11 protein-coding genes are annotated in these 23,379 nt (G+C 42.0%); 7 read left to right on the top strand and 4 right to left on the bottom strand.

Annotated features, from left to right (window positions below; genetic code table 11):
- Positions 1–7: 7 nt before the first annotated feature.
- Positions 8–910: a NifU family protein gene (locus HCG49_RS03315; protein ID WP_168468143.1), complete on the bottom strand. Its 903-nt coding sequence runs from the start codon at positions 908–910 to the stop codon at positions 8–10.
- Positions 911–1,027: 117 nt separating this feature from the next.
- Here HCG49_RS03315 and HCG49_RS03320 point away from each other — a divergent pair, with 117 nt between their 5' ends.
- The 7 genes from HCG49_RS03320 (at position 1,028) to HCG49_RS03350 (ending at position 20,763) form a co-directional block, all read left to right on the top strand.
- The gene (locus tag HCG49_RS03320; RefSeq protein ID WP_168468144.1) at positions 1,028–2,020 is read left to right on the top strand and encodes a type IX secretion system membrane protein PorP/SprF; all 993 of its coding nucleotides are present in this window, start codon (positions 1,028–1,030) and stop codon (positions 2,018–2,020) included.
- 243 nt (positions 2,021–2,263) lie between these two features.
- Positions 2,264–2,773: a gamma carbonic anhydrase family protein gene (locus HCG49_RS03325; protein WP_072764402.1), complete on the top strand. Its 510-nt coding sequence runs from the start codon at positions 2,264–2,266 to the stop codon at positions 2,771–2,773.
- 118 nt (positions 2,774–2,891) lie between these two features.
- Positions 2,892–3,776, top strand: a complete 885-nt coding sequence (gene fabD / locus HCG49_RS03330) for an ACP S-malonyltransferase (RefSeq protein WP_168468145.1) — start codon at positions 2,892–2,894, stop codon at positions 3,774–3,776.
- Between the two features lie 156 nt (positions 3,777–3,932).
- On the top strand, positions 3,933–7,559 hold the full coding sequence (locus HCG49_RS03335) for a gliding motility-associated C-terminal domain-containing protein (RefSeq protein WP_168468146.1): 3,627 nt from the start codon (positions 3,933–3,935) through the stop codon (positions 7,557–7,559).
- Between the two features lie 258 nt (positions 7,560–7,817).
- Entirely contained in the window at positions 7,818–17,825 is a 10,008-nt protein-coding gene (locus HCG49_RS03340; RefSeq protein WP_168468147.1) for a Calx-beta domain-containing protein, read from the top strand.
- A 13-nt stretch (positions 17,826–17,838) separates the two neighbouring features.
- Positions 17,839–18,825 (top strand): type IX secretion system membrane protein PorP/SprF, encoded by a 987-nt coding sequence (locus tag HCG49_RS03345; protein ID WP_168468148.1) that lies wholly within the window; start codon positions 17,839–17,841, stop codon positions 18,823–18,825.
- A 12-nt stretch (positions 18,826–18,837) separates the two neighbouring features.
- Entirely contained in the window at positions 18,838–20,763 is a 1,926-nt protein-coding gene (locus HCG49_RS03350; protein WP_168468149.1) for an OmpA family protein, read from the top strand.
- A gap of 90 nt (positions 20,764–20,853) precedes the next feature.
- Here the strand turns inward: HCG49_RS03350 and HCG49_RS03355 are convergent, their stop codons facing one another.
- From HCG49_RS03355 to HCG49_RS03365, 3 genes are all read right to left on the bottom strand, one after another.
- The gene (locus tag HCG49_RS03355) at positions 20,854–21,045 is read right to left on the bottom strand and encodes a hypothetical protein (RefSeq protein WP_072765796.1); all 192 of its coding nucleotides are present in this window, start codon (positions 21,043–21,045) and stop codon (positions 20,854–20,856) included.
- 214 nt (positions 21,046–21,259) lie between these two features.
- A complete protein-coding gene (locus tag HCG49_RS03360; protein WP_240938621.1) occupies positions 21,260–22,453 on the bottom strand; it encodes an NRAMP family divalent metal transporter in 1,194 nt (397 codons plus the stop codon).
- A 115-nt stretch (positions 22,454–22,568) separates the two neighbouring features.
- Positions 22,569–23,204, bottom strand: a complete 636-nt coding sequence (locus HCG49_RS03365) for a vancomycin high temperature exclusion protein (protein ID WP_168468150.1) — start codon at positions 23,202–23,204, stop codon at positions 22,569–22,571.
- Positions 23,205–23,379: the final 175 nt, after the last annotated feature.

The following is a 23,379-nucleotide window of genomic DNA, read 5'->3' on the forward strand; positions in this document are numbered from 1 at the left end:
TTGAAAATCAGCCATTTATAGCAACGACCTCGTTTACCTTATCTCCCATCATATTTTTTAGCATCGTTTCAATACCGTTTTTTAGGGTAAAGGTCGATGAAGGACAACCACTACAAGCACCTTGTAAAATAACGTTTACGGTTTTAGTGTCTTCCTCATAAGATTTAAAAAGAATGTTTCCTCCGTCACTTGCTACGGCCGGTTTCACATATTCTTCCAAAATATCTATGATTTGCTTGGAGGTATCGTCCAAATTCTCATCCTGTAATTTTGCTTTTGGTGCTTCGGTATTTTGTTTTTGAATACTGCCAGCAGAAACAACTTCCTTCCCGTCAGCCAAGAAATCCCTTATTTTTTCCCGTAATTCAAAAGTGATTTCTTCCCATTCCGCGACGTCATATTTATTGATAGAAACGTAGTTTTCATCAAAAAACACTTCCTTTACAAAGGGTAGCATAAACAGTTGTTTTGCCAATTCCGAATCTTTGGCATCATCGATGTTTTTAAATTCGAAGGTGGTAGGGACAATTTTTTTGTTCGCTACAAACTTCATCACCGAAGGGTTAGGGGTTACTTCAGCATATACGGTAACTGCAACTTTTTTGGTGCTTTCCTCCTCAATAACCACTGGTTCCCCAGCATTGAGATAATCTACCAATTGCTGGGCTACACTATCCTTAACATCATCCCATTCCACAATATTATAACGCTCTAGCCCTATAAAATTACCAGAGATATAAACGGTCTTGATAAAAGGCAGGTAAAATAATTGTTGTGCCAAAGGTGAGTTTTTGGCATCGTCTATATTTTTAAATTCGTAATTGTTATTCTTTGTGATGAAATGGTTAGTTTCAAATTTTAGTATCGCCGGGTTGTTTGTAGGAACAACAGAAATTATAAACTCCTTCATATGATAATTTTTCACAAAAGTACGAAGGATTTCTAACTAAACCCGCATATAATAATGTAGTTGTTCCTTCGTTATTAGTTATATATGATAGTAGTCATAAATTTCCCCAATCTTTAAATGAAACACTGTACTTTCATGTTTTTTTTCACCTTTACTATAGGCTTTATGTCTTTTGCCCAAGAAGGTGTGCCTGTTTATTTCGATTATCAATCGGATAACTATTTCCTGTTACATCCTTCCATGGCCGGAATAGGGGAAGGGACCAAAATTAGGGCAACCGTAAGACAACAATGGTTTAATGTAAACGAAGCTCCAAATTTACAAACACTAAATGCTCATTCCAGATTGGGGAAAAACACTGGTTTTGGGGTTATTGTTTTCAATGATGCCAATGGGTACCATTCTCAAACAGGATTAAAACTTGGTTATGCCCACCATTTGCGATTTGGGTCAGATTTTAGGGTCTTACACCAATTGTCGTTCGGAATAGGAGTGGGGGGGCAACAAAGCTCATTGGATGAATCCGAATTTGTTTCCGTAGAACCCGATCCGACAATTAGCGGCACAAAAAATAGCAAAAGCTATTTTAATACAGATATTGGTATTTCCTATAATTACTTAGAACTTTATGCGCATGCCACCGTTCTTAATGTTTTAGGGAGGGGTAGGGACCTTTATGCTGCCACCGAGTCTAACGACCTAAGGCGGTATGTGGGGTCTGTAGGCTATGTTTTTGGTAAAAGTGAATGGCAAATAGAACCCTCTATCTTGTTTCAATTGACCGAATTTAATCAAGAAAAAACCATCGATATTAATACAAAAATCTATAAAGAAATGAATTTTGGAACCCTGTGGGGCGGAATTTCTTATAGAAGAAGCTTTGAAGGTACCGAAATCCAAACCGCCGATACAATGGGAGAACAGCGGCTACAATTAATTACTCCTTTAATTGGGGCCAATTATAAAAAAATTATGGTGTCCTATAACTATTCCTACCAAATGGGAGATATGAGGATCGATGACGGGGGATTCCATCAATTGACCCTAGGTTATAATTTTGGACAGGAGAAAAAAAGATACGATTGTAATTGTCCTGCAGTCAATTACTAATCAACAGTGCCCATTAGAACTCCCCTTCTTATTTTTATATTTAGAACATAAAAAGCCCTACAGCTAAAACCGAAGAAATAAATCCAACACTTTAAAGTTGGCGTAAATGCATAGGGTATTTTTGATTGCTGGCTTTTAAATAGGAAGTATTTCTTGTCGTATTTTTGTAATGTTAGGGTTGGTAATATTTTAATAGGAACGACAAGGAAATATAAGCTGGCCTAAACGATAAAAATTTCAAAAATGATTAAGACTATTAATGGAAAAACACCTCAAATAGGAGAGGATTGTTATATCGCCGAAAATGCCACTATTGTAGGCGAGGTAAGTATGGGAAGCCAATGCAGTATATGGTTTAATGCAGTGTTGCGCGGCGATGTACATTTTATAAAAATGGGGAATAAAGTGAACGTTCAGGATGGAGCGGTTATTCATTGTACCTATTTAAAGTCGCCCACTACCATCGGAAACAATGTTTCTATAGGCCATAATGCCATAGTTCATGGATGTACCATTCACGATAACGTACTTATAGGGATGGGGAGTATTGTGATGGACGATTGTATTATCGAAAGCAATAGTATTATCGCGGCAGGAGCGGTGGTTACCAAAGGAACAAGAGTGCCCTCGGGTACTGTTTTTGCAGGTATGCCAGCAAAAAAAATAAAGGATATCAGTACCGATTTAAGCGCAGGGGAGGTCGATAGAATCGCAGATAACTATGTTAAATATTCTAGCTGGTTTAAAGAGTAATTAATTTTTTTTAAACGTATAAATGCTGAAAATCACCACAGTATTTGAAGGCTTTTACAATGGGCTATCTAATTTATCGTATTATTTATTAAGTTTGTCGCATCAAAAAATATAAAAAATGAACGCATATATATTTCCAGGTCAAGGAGCTCAGTTTGTAGGAATGGGGTTAGACCTTTATGAAAAGTATCCTTTGGCCCAACAATTGTTCGAAAGGGCAAATGATATTTTAGGGTTTCATATAACGGACTTGATGTTCGAAGGGACTGTAGAAGATTTAAAACAGACAAAAGTTACCCAGCCAGCCATATTTTTGCATTCAGTAATTATGAGTAAGGTATTGGGAGATCGCTTTAAACCAGATATGGTAGCGGGACATTCCTTAGGAGAATTTTCAGCTTTGGTAGCTAGTAATGCCCTAAATTTTGAGGATGGATTAAAATTGGTTTCTAAAAGAGCCTTGGCCATGCAGAAGGCTTGCGAGTTGCAACCAAGTACTATGGCCGCTGTTTTAGGGCTAGAGGACGACCTGGTAGAACAAATTTGTAGTGAAATTCCAGGAGTTGTTGTTCCTGCTAATTATAATTGCCCTGGCCAGTTGGTGATTTCAGGAGAAATAGAGGCTATTAACCTTGCCTGTGAAAAATTAAAAGAAGCCGGAGCACGTAGAGCATTGGTGTTACCAGTAGGAGGGGCTTTTCACTCTCCATTGATGGAGCCGGCAAGAGAAGAATTGGCAGCAGCCATAGAAAATACAACTTTTAAAACGCCAAGCTGTCTGATTTATCAAAATGTACCTACCATAGGGGTAAAAGATGCCGAAGCTATTAAAGCAAACTTAATAGCTCAGTTGACTGCCCCGGTAAAATGGACACAAAGTGTTCAAAATATGGTAAAGGATGGCGCAACGCTATTTACCGAAGTAGGACCAGGGAAGGTGTTACAAGGCTTAGTTAAAAAAATTCATTCTTCAGCAGAGACCATGTCTGCAGATCTTTCTTAATTAGAAGACAACTTACTGTGTCATTCGTCTGATAAATAAAGGTTTAGCCTTTTTTATTAGTGCGAATGACATTTTTTTAGTAATATTATTTAGTTCTTTTTTCATTTCTGCTTGCAATAATTGGTATTGGATTTCAATAAATTCAAAATTCAAGCTATGAACTCTAAAGACCATAATATTGCTTTCTTTCCATTAAAGGGGATTTTAGTAAAGGTTTTAATTACTTTGGTGATATATTTTTTAGCAAGCCTAAAGATGTATGCCCAAATTGATTGCTTGGTGCCGCCCAGTCTTAGTACCAACGATGCTGTGGTCTGCGATAACCCTAGTGTAGATCTAGATACCTACGTTACCAACTCCCCCCCTAATAACGAAACTTTAATATGGAGTACAAGTCCGATAGCAGGCGTGAATGTGCTCTCAAGTTCTGTAGTAACTAGTCCTGGTGGTACCTATTATGCCTATTATTATGGGTCGTCAGCGGGCTTGGATTGTTATAATCCCATAGCCGCTACGGCAGGAACTACCATTAGAGTGAGTTTTGCCAATACACCTTCTGTCGTATCGACAAGCTCTGGTGAAAGATGTGGTCCAGGTACTGTTAACTTGTCGGCAACGAGCAATCCAGGGGTAGCTACTTTGAATTGGTATGACCTCAGTGTTGGAGGTACTCTCTTGGGTACAGGTACAAGCTTTGAAACTCCAGAAATAACCAACACTACGGTTTATTATGTAGAAGCCTCCCAAAATGGTTGTACCTCGGAAAGAGAGGCAGTCGTAGCAACCATAAACAATATCCCATCTATTAGCAGTTTTACCGATGATAGCCGATGTGGTCCAGGAAGTCTTAGTCTCCAGGCTACCGCTAGTTCGGCAACAGCGACACTTAATTGGTACAACTCAGATATCGGAGGTACGCTTATGGGAACCGGAGACAACTTTGTGACATCAGAATTAAACGCTACTACTACCTTTTATGTCGAAGCTATAGAAAACAATTGTATTTCCGAGAACAGGACCGCAGTGGTGGCCCAGATATTGGAAGTGCCCACGGTCAGTACGACCACACCGGGAGGACGCTGTGACCCAGGGTCGGTGCGCATACAGACCTCGGCGAGTAGCGAAACAGCCGAGCTGCAATGGTTCGATATGGAAATAGGAGGAAGTAGTTTGGCTACAGGAACAACTTTTGATACCCCTATTTTAACAATGACGACTACGTATTATGTGGCGGCCGTACAAAATGGATGTGCTTCCGACCGCATTCCCGTAACAGCGTCCATAAATACACCCCCAACCATTATCGCTACCAGCCCCAACGAGCGGTGTGGTTCAGGAGAACTTACCCTGGGAGCAACTGCCGATTCGGATACTGCAACCCTAATATGGTACGACGCTAGCAGTGGTGGTAATATGTTGGGGTCTGGAAACAGTTTTGTAACGCCCATAATTAATGTGACCACTACCTATTACGTAGAGGCTACAGAGAATGTTTGTACTTCTTCTATTCGAACCTCGGTAGAGGCTATTATAACTCCAGTACCATCGATCAGTGAAACGGCGCCCGCCTTTCGATGCGATACGGGAAGTCTTACCCTTGGGGCAAGATCAAACTCCCCCTCGGCAACCATAAATTGGTATGCCAACCCTAATGGCGGACCTAGCCTTGGAACTGGCATTAATTTTATTACCCCTACCTTAACAAATAGCACGACTTATTACGTAGATGCGACCGAAAATAACTGTAGCTCCCCAACGAGAATAGCCGTTGAAGCAACTATAAATAATACTCCGGTGATCATCGAAACCGTGTCGGGCCAAAGCTGTGGCCCCGGATCAGTAACACTAGGCGCGACTGCCAACTCGGCAACGGCTACTATATCATGGTTTGATACACCAACAGCAGCTAATAGTATTGGAAATGGAAGCAGCTTTGTAACCCCTGCGATAACTACAACGACCACCTATTATGTGGAAGCGGCCGAAAACGACTGTCCTTCCTCCAATCGGGTTGCAGTAACCGCTACGGTCAATAGCCCGCCCTCGGCAGGAACGCCTAGGAATACCTTGGCCTGTAATATCCCTGCTAATGGAGTTTCTGTAATAGATTTAGATAATCAATTGGTAGATGCCGATCAGGGTGAGTGGTCCATCAGTGCTATGCCCAATGGTGGCAATGTGACTATTGGCAATGGGAATAATGTTGATTTTTCGGGGCAACCTATGGGAAACTATAGGTTTAGCTTTACCACTACTGGGGCATTGGCTCCTTGTACCAATGAAACCTCATTGGTAACAATCACTGTTTCGGATTGTGCCGTTCCTTGTAGGGCAGGGGAAAGTGCGCCACTCCAGAATTCGACGCTGCCGTCACTTTGCAATATTACTTCTGTAAACCTAAATGAATTTACCAATAGTATTCCCCCCTCAGGGACAGTGTTAACCTGGAGCACCGATGATCTAGATCTTACCGATACCAATTCGCATTTGGCAAATTCCACGGTGAGTTCCGATTTTCCGGGTTCCTATTACGGTTTTTTCTATGATGCCGAAGCCAATTGTGCCAGTCCGGCTCTCGTGGTTACTTTAGATTTTCTTACTTCCCCGATAATAAATAGTACGAGTTCGGCCCAAAGATGTGGCGAGGGGAGCCTTGTTTTAGGAGCTACCGCTAACGAAGGTACCCTTCGCTGGTATTCACAGGCTGTTGGGGGAGTAGTCATAGGCATGGGAAACAATTTTACGACACCTTCAATAAATGCTACAACCACATTTTATGTTGAGGTTACCGACGATGATTGTAGTTCGGAAAGATCCCCAGTACTAGCTTATATAGTAGTACCGCCATCAGCAGGAACGGCCAGCAATTTAGAAGTTTGTAATCTTTTAGGTAGTTCAGGGACTACCATGGTTGCCCTAAATGAGCAACTTACAGGGGCAGACCCCGGAAACTGGACCATAACGTCGGACCCGTCTGCAGGAAGGTTAATTATAGGCGAAGGGAATATAGTAGATTTTGAAGGGATGCCAGAAGGGGACTTTATATTTACCTATACGACCAGTTCGGCAGAGGATCCCTGTACGGAAGAGTCGACAAGTTTAACGATTACCGTCGTGGATTGTTCGTTGGCAAACCAATATGATCTTGCTATTGAGAAACAGGTCGATATTGAGAAACCTATCGTGGGAAGCGAGATTGTTTTTACTATTACCCTAAGCAACCTAGGGCAGGGGGCACTTGCCAATGTGATAGTAAATGAATTTATCGGACCATCGATCGGATTTCAATACCTATCCCATACCGCCACTAAAGGAATTTATGATGTAGGAAGAGGGGTATGGAATATTCCCGAAATTATAGGGGCTGAGGTGGTTGTATTGATGATTACCGCGAGAGTGCCAGAAGTGGGGACTTTTGAAAATATTGCTGCCATTATGGATTCTTTTCCTTCCGATAGTAATGACGATAATAACCGGGCCTCGGTCGTTGTCGATGTGCAAAGACGGTCCATTGGTGAATGTGGATTTATATATAACCAGATATCACCAAACAGTGATGGAATTAACGATGTGCTGAGCATAAATTGTATAGAAGACTTTCCAAACAATACCTTGGAGATTTTTAATAGATATGGCTATAGTGTTTTTCTAGCAAAGAATTATACCAATAACTGGGATGGCAAAGGCCCTAATGGCAACTTACCTAAAGGGACTTATTTCTATGTCTTAAATCTTGGAGACGGTTCCCAGCCGCAAAAAGGTTGGATTCAACTCATCAGATAAAGCGCTTCTACTTCCAAAATTAAACCTTGGTAAGGGGTTATTGGCTAAAGCCTAGAAAAGGAATATTCAAGAAATTACTGCAATATAGATGAGGTATATGAAGCTTTATATACAACTATGCAGTTTAGCGTTAAAACCCCTTGTTAACCCGATTTTTTAGAGGAATCCTTGTTTTTTTGCTATTATTGATGTTCCCTACTTCCTTGATTATTATGGCCTTGCCGTGGTTTGAATTTTATTAGCTTGAAACGACTAGATATGAAATTAAGATCCCCCAATATTATTTTCACCAACCTAACGATACCCATTGTCTTAAAAAGATTGGCATTCCTATTTGTGCTAATGCTCATTACTATTTCTGGATATGGACAAGATCAAATTAGTATTAACGACCTAACTCTCGCAGAAGGTAATTCTGGTACTACTGCCTTTATGTTTACCGTAAGCGTCGATGGTGGCGGGAATGCTACCAATGAAATTACCTTCAACTATGCTACCGCCGACAATACGGCTACTCTAGCTAACGGAGACTATCAATCATCCATGGGCATTGGTACTATTCCATTGGGTAGTCCTAATACTACGGTTACTGTCCAAGTGAATGGTGATTTTTCTGTTGAACCAAACGAAGATTTTTTCGTTAATCTTTCTCTACCTGTCAATGCTACCATCACTGATGGGCAGGGAATAGGGACAATTACCAATGATGATACGGCCGATTTTACGGTAACGCCCACCTCGCTTGCTACTAGTGAAGCAGGCACCAATAATAGTTTTACGGTAGTGTTGACGGCCCAACCAACAAGCGATGTAGTCTTTAATATTACTTCGGGGAATACGGGTGAAGGAACAGTAGACCAGGCAAACCTTACTTTTACAACTGCTGACTGGGATACCGCCCAAACGGTAAACGTTACTGCGGTGGACGATGCGATAGCCGATGGCGATCAAGTGTACGATATTACCATTAGCGTTGACGATGCCAATAGCGACGATAGCTTTGATGCCCTTGCCGATAAGACGGTCACGGTCACCAATACTGATAACGATACGGCCGAATTTACGGTAACGCCTACTGCGCTCAATACTAGCGAAGCTGGCACCGATGGTAGTTTTACGGTGGTGTTGACGGCCCAGCCTACTAGTAATGTAGTCTTCGATATTGTTTCGGGCGATCCTAGTGAAGGAACTGTAGACCAGGCAAGCCTTACTTTTACAACATTGGATTGGGATACCGCCCAAACGGTCAACATTACTGCGGTGGACGATGCGATAGCCGATGGTGATCAAGTTTACGATGTTACCATTAGCGTTGACGATGCCAATAGCGACGATAGCTTTGATGCCCTTGCCGATAAGACGGTCACGGTCACCAATACTGATAACGATACGGCCGAATTTACGGTAACGCCTACTGCGCTCAATACTAGCGAGGCCGGAACCGATGGTAGTTTTACGGTGGTGTTGACGGCCCAGCCAACAAGCGATGTGGTCTTTAATATTACTTCAGGGAACACGGGGGAAGGAACAGTAGACCAGGCAAGCCTTACTTTTACAATTGCTGACTGGGATACCGCCCAAACAGTCACCGTTACCGCGGTGGACGATGCAGTAGCCGATGGCGATCAAGTGTACGATATTACCATTAGCGTTGACGATGCCAATAGCGACGATAGCTTCGATGCCCTTGCCGATAAGACGGTCACGGTTACCAATGCTGATAACGATAGTGCCGATTTTACGGTAACACCTACTACGCTCAATACAAGCGAAGCTGGCACCGATGGTAGTTTTACGGTAGTCCTAACGGCCCAGCCAACAAGCGATGTAGTCTTTACTATAACTTCGGGGAACACGGGGGAAGGAACAGTAGACCAGACAAGCCTTACTTTTACAATTGCTGACTGGGATATCGCCCAAACAGTCACCGTTACCGCGGTGGACGATGCAGTAGCCGATGGCGATCAAGTGTACGATATTACCATTAGCGTTGACGATGCCAATAGCGACGATAGCTTTGATGCCCTTGCCGATAAGACGGTCACGGTCACCAATGCTGATAACGATAGTGCCGATTTTACGGTAACGCCTACTGCGCTCAATACTAGCGAAGCCGGAACCGATGGTAGTTTTACGGTGGTGTTGACGTCTCAGCCCACTAGTAATGTGGTCTTTAATATTACTTCGGGGAACACGGGGGAAGGAACAGTAGACCAGGCAAGCCTTACTTTTACAATTGCTGACTGGGATACCGCCCAAACGGTCAACGTTACCGCAGTGGACGATGCCGTTGCCGATGGCGATCAAGTTTACGATATTACCGTCAGCGTTGATGATGCCCTTAGCGACGATAGCTTTGATGCCCTAGCCGATAAGACCGTTACGGTTACCAATACTGATAACGATAGTGCCGATTTTACGGTAACACCCACTGCGCTCAATACTAGCGAGGCGGGCACCGATGGTAGTTTTACGGTGGTGTTGACGTCTCAGCCAACAAGCGATGTGGTATTTAATATTACTTCGGGGAATACGGGTGAAGGAACAGTAGGTCCATCTAGTTTAACTTTTACAACTGCTAACTGGGATACCGCCCAAACGGTCAGCGTTACCGCAGTGGACGATGCGATAGCCGATGGCGATCAAGTTTACGATGTTACCGTCAGCGTTGATGATGCCCTTAGCGACGATAGCTTTGATGCCCTGGCCGATAAGACGGTCACGGTTACCAATACTGATAACGATAGTGCCGATTTTACGGTAACGCCTACTACGCTCAATACCAGCGAGGCCGGAACCGATGGTAGTTTTACGGTGGTGTTGACGTCTCAGCCAACAAGCGATGTGGTATTTAATATTACTTCGGGGAACACGGGGGAAGGAACAGTAGACCAGACAAGCCTTACTTTTACAACTGCTGACTGGGATACCGCCCAAACGGTCAACGTTACCGCAGTGGATGATGCGATAGCCGATGGCGATCAAGTGTACGATATTATCATTAGCGTTGACGATGCCAATAGCGACGATAGCTTTGATGCCCTTGCCGATAAGACGGTCACGGTTACCAATGCTGATAACGATAGTGCCGATTTTACGGTAACGCCTACTACGCTTAATACCAGCGAGGCCGGCACCGATGGTAGTTTTACGGTGGTGTTGACGTCCCAGCCGACGAGTAATGTAGTCTTCGATATTGTTTCGGGCGATCCTAGTGAAGGAACAGTAGGTCCATCTAGTTTAACTTTTACAACTGCTAACTGGAATTCTGCCCAAACAGTGAACGTTACTGCGGTGGAAGATGCCGTTGCGGACGGTTCTCAAGTTTATGATATTACTATTAGCGTTGACGATGCCAATAGCGACAATAGTTTTGATGCCCTTGCCGATAAGACGGTCACGGTCACCAATGCTGATAACGATAGTGCCGATTTTACGGTAACGCCTACTACGCTCAATACTAGCGAGGCCGGCACCGATGGTAGTTTTACAGTAGTGTTGACGTCTCAGCCGACGAGTAATGTAGTCTTCGATATTGTTTCGGGCGATCCTAGTGAAGGAACAGTAGGCCCATCTAGTTTAACTTTTACAACTGCTAACTGGAATTCTGCCCAAACAGTGAACGTTACCGCAGTGGATGATGCGATAGCCGATGGCGCTCAAGTTTATGATATTACCATTAGCGTTGACGATGCCAATAGCGACAATAGCTTTGATGCCCTAGCCGATAAGACGGTCACGGTTACCAATACTGATAACGATAGTGCCGATTTTACGGTAACACCTTCTGCGCTCAATACTAGCGAGGCCGGAACCGATGGTAGTTTTACAGTAGTGTTGACGTCCCAGCCGACTAGTAATGTAGTCTTCGATATTGTTTCGGGCGATCTTAGTGAAGGAACAGTAGGCCCGTCTAATTTAACTTTTACAACTGCTAACTGGAATTCTGCCCAAACAGTGAACGTTACTGCGGTGGACGATGCCGTTGCGGACGGTTCTCAAGTTTATGATATTACTATTAGCGTTGACGATGCCAATAGCGACAATAGTTTTGATGCCCTTGCCGATAAGACGGTCACGGTCACCAATGCTGATAACGATAGTGCCGATTTTACGGTAACGCCTACTACGCTCAATACTAGCGAGGCCGGCACCGATGGTAGTTTTACAGTAGTGTTGACGTCCCAGCCGACTAGTAATGTAGTCTTCGATATTGTTTCGGGCGATCCTAGTGAAGGAACAGTAGGCCCATCTAGTTTAACTTTTACAACTGCTAACTGGAATTCTGCCCAAACAGTGAACGTTACTGCGGTGGACGATGCCGTTGCGGACGGTTCTCAGGTTTATGATATTACTATTAGTGTCGACGATGCCAATAGCGACAATAGTTTTGATGCCCTTGCCGATAAGACGGTCACGGTCACCAATGCTGATAACGATAGTGCTGATTTTACGGTAACGCCTACTACGCTCAATACTAGCGAGGCCGGAACCGATGGTAGTTTTTCGGTGGTGTTGACGTCCCAGCCGACCAGTAATGTAGTCTTCGATATTGTTTCGGGCGATCCTAGTGAAGGAACTGTAGGTCCATCTAATTTAACTTTTACAACTGCTAACTGGGATACCGCTCAAACAGTGAACGTTACTGCGGTGGACGATGCCGTTGCGGACGGTTCTCAAGTTTATGATATTACTATCAGCGTTGATGATGCCCTTAGCGACAATAGCTTTGATGCCCTTGCCGATAAGACGGTCACGGTTACCAATACTGATAACGATAGTGCCGATTTTACGGTAACGCCTACTACGCTCAATACTAGCGAGGCCGGCACCGATGGTAGTTTTACAGTAGTGTTGACGTCTCAGCCGACTAGTAATGTAGTCTTCGATATTGTTTCGGGCGATCCTAGTGAAGGAACAGTAGGCCCATCTAGTTTAACTTTTACAACTGCTAACTGGGATACCGCCCAAACGGTCAGCGTTACCGCAGTGGACGATGCGATAGCCGATGGCACTCAAGTTTATGATATTACTATTAGTGTCGACGATGCCAATAGCGACAATAGTTTTGATGCCCTTGCCGATAAGACGGTCACGGTCACCAATGCTGATAACGATAGTGCCGATTTTACGGTAACGCCTACTACGCTCAATACTAGCGAGGCCGGAACCGATGGTAGTTTTACGGTGGTGTTGACGTCCCAGCCGACGAGTAATGTAGTCTTCGATATTGTTTCGGGCGATCCTAGTGAAGGAACAGTAAGTCCATCTAGTTTAACTTTTACACCGGATAACTGGAATACCGCCCAAACAGTGAACGTTACTGCGGTGGACGATGCCGTTGCGGACGGTTCTCAAGTTTATGATATTACCATTAGCGTTGACGATGCCAATAGCGACAATAGCTTTGATGCCCTGGCCGATAAGACGGTGACGGTCACCAATGCTGATAACGATAGTGCCGATTTTACGGTAACACCCACTACGCTCAATACTAGCGAGGCCGGAACCGATGGTAGTTTTACGGTGGTGTTGACGTCCCAGCCGACTAGTAATGTAGTCTTCGATATTGTTTCGGGCGATCCTAGTGAAGGAACAGTAGGTCCATCTAGTTTAACTTTTACAACTGCTAACTGGAATACCGCCCAAACGGTCACCGTTACCGCAGTGGACGATGCCGTTGCCGATGGCTCTCAAGTTTACGATATTACCATTAGCGTTGACGATGCCAATAGCGACAATAGTTTTGATGCCCTGGCCGATAAGACGGTCACGGTTACCAATGCTGATAACGATAGTGCCGATTTTACGGTAACACCCACTACGCTCAATACTAGCGAGGCCGGAACCGATGGTAGTTTTACGGTGGTGTTGACGTCCCAGCCGACTAGTAATGTAGTCTTCGATATTGTTTCGGGCGATCCTAGTGAAGGAACAGTAGGTCCATCTAGTTTAACTTTTACAACTGCTAACTGGAATTCTGCCCAAACAGTCAACGTTACTGCGGTGGACGATGCCGTTGCCGATGGCTCTCAAGTTTACGATATTACCATTAGCGTTGACGATGCCAATAGCGACAATAGTTTTGATGCCCTGGCCGATAAGACGGTCACGGTTACCAATGCTGATAACGATAGTGCCGATTTTACGGTAACGCCTACGACGCTCAATACCAGCGAGGCCGGCACCGATGGTAGTTTTACGGTGGTGTTGACGTCTCAGCCGACCAGTAATGTAGTCTTCGATATTGTTTCGGGCGATCCTAGTGAAGGAACAGTAGGTCCATCTAGTTTAACTTTTACCACTGCTAACTGGAATTCTGCCCAAACAGTCAACGTTACTGCGGTGGACGATGCCGTTGCGGACGGTTCTCAGGTTTATGATATTACTATTAGCGTTGACGATGCCAATAGCGACAATAGTTTTGATGCCCTGGCCGATAAGACGGTCACGGTCACCAATGCTGATAACGATAGTGCCGATTTTACGGTAACGCCTACTACGCTTAATACTAGCGAGGCCGGCACCGATGGTAGTTTTACGGTGGTGTTGACGTCCCAACCGACGAGTAATGTAGTCTTCGATATTGTTTCGGGCGATCCTAGTGAAGGAACAGTAGGCCCATCTAGTTTAACTTTTACCACTGCTAACTGGGATACCGCCCAAACAGTCAACGTTACTGCGGTGGACGATGCCGTTGCGGACGGTTCTCAGGTTTATGATATTACTATTAGTGTCGACGATGCCAATAGCGACAATAGTTTTGATGCCCTTGCCGATAAGACGGTCACGGTCACCAATGCTGATGATGATAATGTTGGAATCAATATTACACCATTAATTTTAACTACGACAGAAGGTGGCGCATCTCAAACCTTTAGTCTAGTCCTTAATTCGGCTCCAACTTCTAATGTTGTAGTATTGGCAACTTCTTTGGATACTACTGAAGGGGTAGTGAGTCCGGCAAGTCTGACTTTTTCTCCTGTCAATTGGAATGTTCCTAGGACGGTTACGGTAACCCCTGTGAACGACGATATAGTCGATGGAGACCAAACCTATAATGTAAGGCTCCGTATAGACGATGACAATAGTGATGATAGTTTTGATAGTTTGGCAGATCAAAATGTAGTAGTGACCAATACCGATAATGATAGTGTAGGTATAAATATAGGTCCAATAAGTGGTAATACCTCGGAGGCAGGAACCACGGCCAATTTTTTAGTGACGCTTTCTAGTGAGCCCACAGCTCCGGTGACCATAGCCTTGAGTAGCAGTAACACGGCAGAAGGAGCAGTAGCCGCCAATGTAGTTATTCCTATTGCAGATTGGCAAATGGGAGTTCCGGTGACTGTGACAGGAGTCGCTGATAATACTGTTGATGGCAACCAAAATTATACTATAATAACGGGAAATGTTACTTCGGCAGATGCTAACTATAACACTATCTCCGGGGCGGATGTAGCCGATGTTGATGTATTAAACCTCGATATAGACCAGGCCACTATAGCCATCAATACCACAACCGTAACTGTGAACGAAGGGGTAGGTACTGCTGTGCTAACGGTGACACTTTTTGGGAATGTGGCCAATAGCTTTACGGTCGATTATGCGACTCAGAACAATACTGCCACAGCTGGTGCATTATTTGATTATATGGCTGTTAATGGAGAGCTCAGTTTTGTTGGCAATAATGGGGAAAGCCAAAATATAGTTGTTGATATTAATGATGACCTATTTGTAGAGCCTAGTGAGACATTTTTTGTCAATGTTAGTAATGTACAGGGAATTGGAAATATAACTATAGGAAATGCTTCTGCGACGGTTAGTATTACGGACAATGATTCGGCCAACATAACCATTGATGATGTTATTGTAGGAGAGAATCAGAGCGAGGCAGTCTTTACCCTTACCCTCACAGGGTCTTCTATAGGTAGTTTTGATGTCAACTATAACACTGCAGACGGTACGGCCATTGCGGGGGAAGATTATACATCAGTAACAGGGGCTGTTACCTTTAGCGGTAACGATGGCGAAACCCAAACTGTTTCGGTGCCCATTATCAATGATAATATCGTAGAACTAGAGGATGAAAGTTTTACCTTAAACTTATCGAGTACGACAAATGTTTTGGTGAGTATAGGAGACGGAGAAGGCTTAGGTACTATCCTGGACGATGAAACGTGCCCTGCCGGACCAATAGCACCAGTATTAAATACGGAGGTAGCGACTGTTTTCTGTGATGTTCCTAATCAAGATCTAAATGCCTATACCAATAGCGTTCCTCCAGCCGGGACGGTACTGACATGGAGTACCGATATTATTGATCTGACCGAAGAAGCCAATCATTTGGGATCTTCTATTGTTGATTCGGAATTTCCTGGGACCTATTACGGTTTTTTCTATGACGCGGTTAATGGCTGCGCTAGTCCAGCTTTGGAAATAACCCTCGATTTTAATAATTCTCCAATAATAACCAGTACTACCGGGGCTGAACGTTGTGGAGAAGGGACAGTGGTTTTAGAGGCAATAGTAGATGAGGGTGTTTTAAATTGGTATGCTGCAGCTATTGGAGGTCCAATTTTAGGCACAGGCACCAGTTTTACAACTCCTATTCTTACGGCAACTACCACCTATTATGTGGCCTCTTCCGAAGATGGTTGTAATTCTACCCGTATACCGGTCGTAGCAGCTGTTTTTCCAGAGGTTTCCCCAGGGGTACCTTCTAACACCACGGCATGTAGTATTGTTAGTGACGATGGCCCTACAACCGTGGCTTTGGATAACCAATTATCGGATGCCGATAGCGGGGAGTGGGTATTTAGCTCAGGGCCTGTTACGACAGTGGAAATAGGCACCGGTAATATAGTCGATTTTGAAGGCTTGGCCAATGGCGAGTACGTATTTACATATACCACCAATGGTGCTCAGGCACCCTGTACCAATTCTTCGGTTTCCATAACGATAAGTGTTTCGGATTGTACCATCGATACAGACAATGATGGTATTATAGATGACGTTGAGATAGTACTTGGAACAGATCCTAACAATCCAGATTCAGATGGTGACGGTATCGATGATGGCCAGGAAGTTGGGGATGATGTAAATAACCCAATAGATACAGACGGGGATGGTATCATAGATGCCCTGGACTCCAATATTTTGGATTCTGATAATGACGGAATTGTGGATCAATTAGATCCTGCCAATGATAATCCCTGTATTCCAAATATATCTTCGGCTTGTATAATAGACTTAGGGATTGTAAAAACAGTCAACAACCAATCTCCAAGGTTAGGAGACCAAGTGGTATACACCATTGCAGTAAGCAATTTAAGTCAAACTGCTATCAATACCATTGAAATCAATGATGTCATTAGTGATATCGCTGGCTTGGAATATATTTCGCATTCTACTTCTATAGGCAGCTTTAATGAGCTTAGCGGCTTATGGGAAATTGATAGCATAGAGATGGGAGAAACGGTACGTTTAGAAATAACCTTATTAACGATCGCTGAAGGGAATTATACCAATACAGCTAGTATAAGCCAATCTCAGCCAGCGGATAGCAACGCGGCCAACAATACATCCTCGATAGATATAATGGTTAATCCACCAGACGATATAGACTTGGGGCTAGTAAAAAGTGTTGATAAGGAAAACCCTTTAGTAGGCGATGAAATAGTATTTACGATACTCCTGACCAACAATAGTCCAGGGAGGGTTTCAGCGGTAAGGATTAACGAATTAATAGATTCCTCTTTAGGATTTGAATATGTATCCCACACCGCCACCAAGGGGACCTATGATGAAATAGTTGGGGTATGGGAACTACCGGAAATTTTGGGCAATGAGATGAATACCTTGGAAATTAGGGTGAGCGTTCCCATTGAAGGATCCTTTAGAAATACGGTTAGGATTGTAGATACTTTTCCAAATGACAACAATGAGGATAATAATATTGCTTTTGTTGATATAATCGTTGGAGCACGTTCTAATGACGAAAGTGGATTTGTTTTTAATCAGATATCTCCAAATAATGATGGTATAAACGATGTGTTAAAGATTAACGATATACAGGCGTATCCTAACACATCTTTAGAAATTTACGATAGGTATGGCAACCAGGTTTTTGCCACCAAAAAATATGATAATACTTGGTCTGGAACCGGTAAAAACGGGGACCTGCCCAAAGGAACATATTTTTACATTTTACACCTTGGCGAGGGAACTCAGGTAAAGAAAGGTTGGCTCCAAATTATAAGATAAGATAAGATAAACTATGGGGAATAGAACAAAGGGTATACCGTATAGAAGATTTTTCATTTTTTGCATTATATTTTGTAGTGCGACATTGGCGGTAATGGGGCAAAAAGAGCCTCAATACACCCAATATATGTACAATATTGGGAGTTTTAATCCCGCATATGTGGGGACGGTAGAAACGACAGATATCAGCGGATTGTACAGAGAGCAGTGGTCTGGAATTCCGGGGGCACCAAGGACAATGAGGTTTGGCCTCAACATTCCTTTGGCCAATGAAAAACACGGATTAGGATTTAATATCATTAGCGATGAATTGGGACCCACCTCCCAAACATATGTAGATTTCGCCTATTCTTTTCAAGTGATGTTGTCCCAAGAAACCAAGTTGTCCTTCGGAATCGATGCCGGGGGATCACTCTTAAATGTCGATTATACCAAAGGGGACTTTGAGAACCCTAATGAACCCTTGGTGACCTCAGACAAGTTCAATAAATTTTATCCCACCTTGGGAGCCGGGGTTTTCCTTTATGAGGAAGATTGGTATTTGGGTCTATCGGTGCCTAATTTTTTAACCAATGGCATTTATGCAGATGAGGTAGCAACCATAGTAGAAGACAAAATGCAATTTAATTTTATTGGAGGCTATGTGTTTGAACTGTCGGAGAATCTAAAGTTTAAACCGGCTTTTTTGTTGAATTATTTAAACGGTTCGCCATTGAATACGAATCTATCGGCTAATTTTTTAATTAGTGACCTCTTAACTCTAGGGGCTTCGTATAGATGGGACAACGCTGTTAGTGGTCTGGCCGGGATACAGATATCTAAGGGGACATTTTTAGGGTATTCCTATGATTATAACACGAATGGTTTAGCAGAGTACAGTCAAGGTTCACATGAAGTAATACTAAAATTTTATTTTGGAAGAGGAAATGCTGCAACTAAAGAGAAAAGGCAAGACCAGAAGGGGAAACCAAAGCAGATCGATAGTCCAAGATTTTTCTAAAACAGATATGACATGAGGATACAATACATAGTCTTAATTTTTACGATGCTTACTTCGATCACTATTGCCCAGGTGAAACAATCGAAAGGAGACGTATTGTTCTTTGAGTATTCCTATAACGATGCCATAAAGGAATATCAGAAAGAATTACGGGAAGGAGCGCTTTCCAATAAGCAATATTTAAACCTGGCCGACGCCTATTTTAAAACTTCCGATTATAAAAAGTCTGCCGAGATTTATGTGAATATGTTCCAAAAAGATACGAGCATGTCCAAGTATCACTTTAATAGAATGTTACAATCCCTTTCTTATACTTCGGATTTGGAAGGTGTGAAAAAGTATTTTGAAGCGAAAAAACCAGCCCTATCTGGAGAATTGTTGGAGAATACTGGCTTTAATGAATCATTAATTACATCCGACACAAAGGACGTATCGGATTATGAAATATTTAATGTAAGTAGCAATAGTGCCCAGGCCGATTTTTCTCCGACCTTTTATAAAGATAAAATATTGTTTTCCAGTGATAGACCTCAAAAAGGAAAAAATATTTATGAACCCTCGGGGGAAGCGTATTTGGATATTTATGAAGCTGCTTTAAACAGCCAAGGCGATATTGTAAACCCAGAGGCATTTAAAGGGATTGCTGAATCAAAATTTCACCAGGCCACCCCTTATTACTCCAAAGAATTAGATTATATATTCTATATTTTGTCTAATTCAGAGGACGATTATTTACAATTTAGTGAGAATGGTAAAAATGCCTTATCTATAGGCATGGGAAATGGAAGGGGATCTTTTAAATATGTACTTCGCGATTTAAACACATCTTTTTATTATCCTTATTTCGAGGCTAAAACAGGTAGACTGTTTTTTGCCGCGAATTTTGAGGACAGTTTAGGCGGTACCGATATTTACTATGTATATACCAATGACGGCCTAATAATGTCGGGTCCCATTAATTTAGGGCCAAGGATCAATACCCCTGGGAATGAAATTGCGCCCTATATCTTTGAAAATACGTTATACTTCTCTTCAGATATATTTTATGGGTTAGGGGGAATGGATATTTACAAATCCAACCTACAGGAAGACAATAGTTTTAGTCTTCCCATAAATTTGGGAGAGGGAATAAATTCGCCAAAAGACGACTTTGGATTTATTATTAAAAGGTCGGACAATAATGGATTGATGGGGTATTTTTCTTCTAATAGGGAAGGAGGTAAGGGCAATGATGATATTTATGGGTTTAAAGTCCAAGAAAACTTAGGGTTAAAAACTTTATCACTCAGAGGAATGGTAGTCAATTTAGCCTCTAATAGAGGAATTGAAAACGCGCAGTTACGGTTACTGAATAAACAGGGAAATGTTATTAAGGAGTTGACCACAGATTCGGAAGGTCGTTATAGGGTAGAAGTGCCTTTTGAAGATACTGTCACTATTGAGGCTACAAAGGACAGACATTCTATTTTTTCGGTTACCTACGAGGCTCCGGAATTAGAGGAAATCCAGAAGAAGTCCTTGAATATGGGGATTAAGTTTTTGGACGATTTGGTGGAACAAAAAGAAGGACAACCGGTGATAAAATTGAACAAGTTTTATTTTGCCAAAGGCGACAGCTATGTAACCCCCGAGATAGCCCAAGAATTGGATAAGGTTGTCGATGCTATCAGCAGATTTCCACATCTTCAACTAAGAATAGAATCGCATACAGATAGTAGAGGGGGAGACAGTGCCAACCTTACACTTTCTCAAAAAAGATCGAATGCCATTAAGAAATACCTGATACAAAATGGGGTTTCTCAATCTAATATTATGGAGGTTATAGGATATGGAGAGGAAAGGCTGACCAATAATTGTAAAAATGGTGTTTTCTGTCTCGATATACTACACAATAAAAACGAAAGGTCGTTGATTGTGGTACTTAATTATCAGAACTAGTAAAAAACTAAAAGAAACAAAAAATCCCAGCTTGGTTAAAGCTGGGATTTTTTTTATGTTAATGGTGTCTTATGTAAGAAATGTCTTTGCTTATCTGCTTAAAACACAATTTTTGCAATCTTTTATTTCTCCGTAATATGTTTCTCGATAACGGTGAAGGGTTTTGATAGGGATACCGAGAATGACTTTTTTAATGTAGGTTACTTTTGCATTTAAAATACCCATTTTGGGGTTAAATCGCTTCTCATTTCTCGTTTTTCTACTAATATTGATCAATTTCATTCTAAATCCTTTATCATCCATAAATACAAAGGTTGTGGTTATATGAGCCAAATGCAAATATGGAGCGTTAAAAAAAAGTTAAACCGTTAGGTGGTTTTCTATTTAATACATAAAGAATAACGCAGTTTTAATGGAATAATTGCATGAATCTTGTTTAAAATTTGATGTATCGGATATTTTGGTCGTATCACTAAGAATGGGATGTCAGACAGCACTACCATAGAACCATCCAACAATAGTAAACAGAAAAAATACTTAGAAATATGATTCCTAAATAACTTAATATTTGTAGGCTTTTGTTAGGGCGATAAATTTCTGGTATTTCATCACTCATAACATTTTTAAGATTCATATATCCAATAATGGGTGCCATAACAAAGGAAACAAAAGTAGCTAAGGCAATCAGTTGTCCCATATTGGCCGCGAAATAGTGGATGACCGAGAAATTAATAATGGCTAATAGCAATATAGCAAAAGAAAAAAGGTTTTTTGTTGGTTTAATACTTTTAGGAAACAACAGTTTAAGGGTGTCAATGCTGACCCTAGCAATGGCATCATGGGCGGTCATACAGGTACTGAACATGGTAGCAAAGGCAGCGATGGCAATAAGGAAGTAGGACCAAAGACCTATATTGGCTGTAAATATCTGTACTATTTGGTCTGCAAAAATCACGGCATTTCCACTTAATTCGGTCTGGGTACCATAGAGGGTAAGCCATCCAATAATTAAGAAGAATACGGCAAGTAGGGCTGTTGTATAATATCCGAATTTAAATTCATGGAGCGCCTCCTTAAACGAGGGTTTTGTCTTTGTACTGTTAAACTTTTCTACACTCCATAGACTTATCCAGCTCGAAGCCTCTACCGTGGTGGGCATCCATCCCATTAATCCTATTAAAAAGAGGATCCCCACTTCATCAAAAATCTTAGGTGCCTTAAAATTGGGCACCTCGCTAACCTTCCCATTAGCTATAACCAAAACTGTAGTGACCAATAAGGCTACGAACAATATACTGACAACGTATTTTAATGAAATTTCTAGAAAGCTATAACGCCCTACAATTAGTAATAAACTAATAAAAACAAAGAGTCCAATTGCTACCATATCGAAGGATAGCTCTGGTAGTTGTATAAGGTTGATAAATAATCCGGCGGTAACAACATATAGGGCTGCAAGTATGGTAAAAGTATTTACCAAGGTGATAAGGGCATAAAATATTAAATAGGACTTTCCGCGATTTAGGTAGCCTTCTATTAGGGTCTTATCGGTAATATTGGTATACCGAATGCCGAATTCAAAAAACGGATATTTAAAAATATTGGCCAAAAGAATAGGGAAAATCATGACCCACCCATATTGGGCGCCCGCTTTGGTAGACAATACCAAATGAGATGTTCCTATGGCCATGCTTGCAAAAAGAAGGCCTGGCCCCAAATTTTTAATTAGATTCCTAAGAGTCGACAGCTTGATAGGTTTAGAAAATCTAAAATACTATTTATTGGGATTATTTTAACCGAAGAGGTTATTTAATATCGATTTTTTCTCCAAAAAATTTAGGCTGTGTATTTAGGGCCAAGTCTACAAACAGCTTGACCCTGGCAAAATACTCGCGTAAACGGACTTTTTGACCTGATTTTCCGGCAATATCCCTAGCATTGAATCCAATAACATCGATCCCTTTCTTTTTGGCTAGGTAAATGGCCCGTTCGTTATGGAACTCTTGTGATATTACGGTTAATTGGTCTAATCCAAAAATAGCTTTGGCCCGAACGATGGAATCTAAGGTTCTAAAACCGGCATAATCCAAAAAGATCTTATTTGCTGGAATACCACCCTTTATCAGGTCTCTTTTAAAGATGATTGGTTCGTTGTAATAGCGACTACTATTATCCCCGCTGACCAATATAAAATCGATTTTTCCGGCTTTGAATAAATTTATGGTAGCTTGAATTCTATTGGTGTAATAAGGATTAGATTTTCCGCCTATCAATTTGTGGGAGGTGCCCAAAACTAAACCCACGTTGTTATTTGGTATTTCGTGAATGTTCCAATAGGTTTTGTCTACTGTGGAAATTTCTACCTGGTAATGACAAATAGTTAAAACCAAACCGATTCCGGTTAGCAAGATAAGAACGGTATAGGCAATACTTTTTTTCATAAGTCCTTAGATCAACTCAGAAAGATAGTAAAATAGATGATGATATTTGGTAGAGGAGGGTAAGATTTTAGGAGTAGATAAACCTATTCGGTTTTACAAGTTGGGATTCATAGAAATAGTCAGGCAATCGAAAAGCTGTCTAGTACTAAATATAAAAACCCCGACTTTATGGGTC

The organism is Arenibacter sp. 6A1 (assembly GCF_012272855.1).
GTDB lineage: Bacteria > Bacteroidota > Bacteroidia > Flavobacteriales > Flavobacteriaceae > Arenibacter.

What these genes read in the sequence shown, in the direction of transcription:
- HCG49_RS03345 (WP_168468148.1), top strand. Translation starts at nt 17,839, where the DNA reads ATGGGGAATAGAACAAAGGGTATACCGTATAGAAGATTTTTCATTTTT.
- HCG49_RS03355 (WP_072765796.1), bottom strand. Translation starts at nt 21,045, where the DNA reads ATGAAATTGATCAATATTAGTAGAAAAACGAGAAATGAGAAGCGATTT.
- HCG49_RS03335 (WP_168468146.1), top strand. Translation starts at nt 3,933, where the DNA reads ATGAACTCTAAAGACCATAATATTGCTTTCTTTCCATTAAAGGGGATT.
- HCG49_RS03320 (WP_168468144.1), top strand. Translation starts at nt 1,028, where the DNA reads ATGAAACACTGTACTTTCATGTTTTTTTTCACCTTTACTATAGGCTTT.
- HCG49_RS03365 (WP_168468150.1), bottom strand. Translation starts at nt 23,204, where the DNA reads ATGAAAAAAAGTATTGCCTATACCGTTCTTATCTTGCTAACCGGAATC.
- HCG49_RS03325 (WP_072764402.1), top strand. Translation starts at nt 2,264, where the DNA reads ATGATTAAGACTATTAATGGAAAAACACCTCAAATAGGAGAGGATTGT.
- HCG49_RS03360 (WP_240938621.1), bottom strand. Translation starts at nt 22,453, where the DNA reads ATGGCCATAGGAACATCTCATTTGGTATTGTCTACCAAAGCGGGCGCC.
- HCG49_RS03350 (WP_168468149.1), top strand. Translation starts at nt 18,838, where the DNA reads ATGAGGATACAATACATAGTCTTAATTTTTACGATGCTTACTTCGATC.
- HCG49_RS03340 (WP_168468147.1), top strand. Translation starts at nt 7,818, where the DNA reads ATGAAATTAAGATCCCCCAATATTATTTTCACCAACCTAACGATACCC.
- fabD (WP_168468145.1), top strand. Translation starts at nt 2,892, where the DNA reads ATGAACGCATATATATTTCCAGGTCAAGGAGCTCAGTTTGTAGGAATG.
- HCG49_RS03315 (WP_168468143.1), bottom strand. Translation starts at nt 910, where the DNA reads ATGAAGGAGTTTATAATTTCTGTTGTTCCTACAAACAACCCGGCGATA.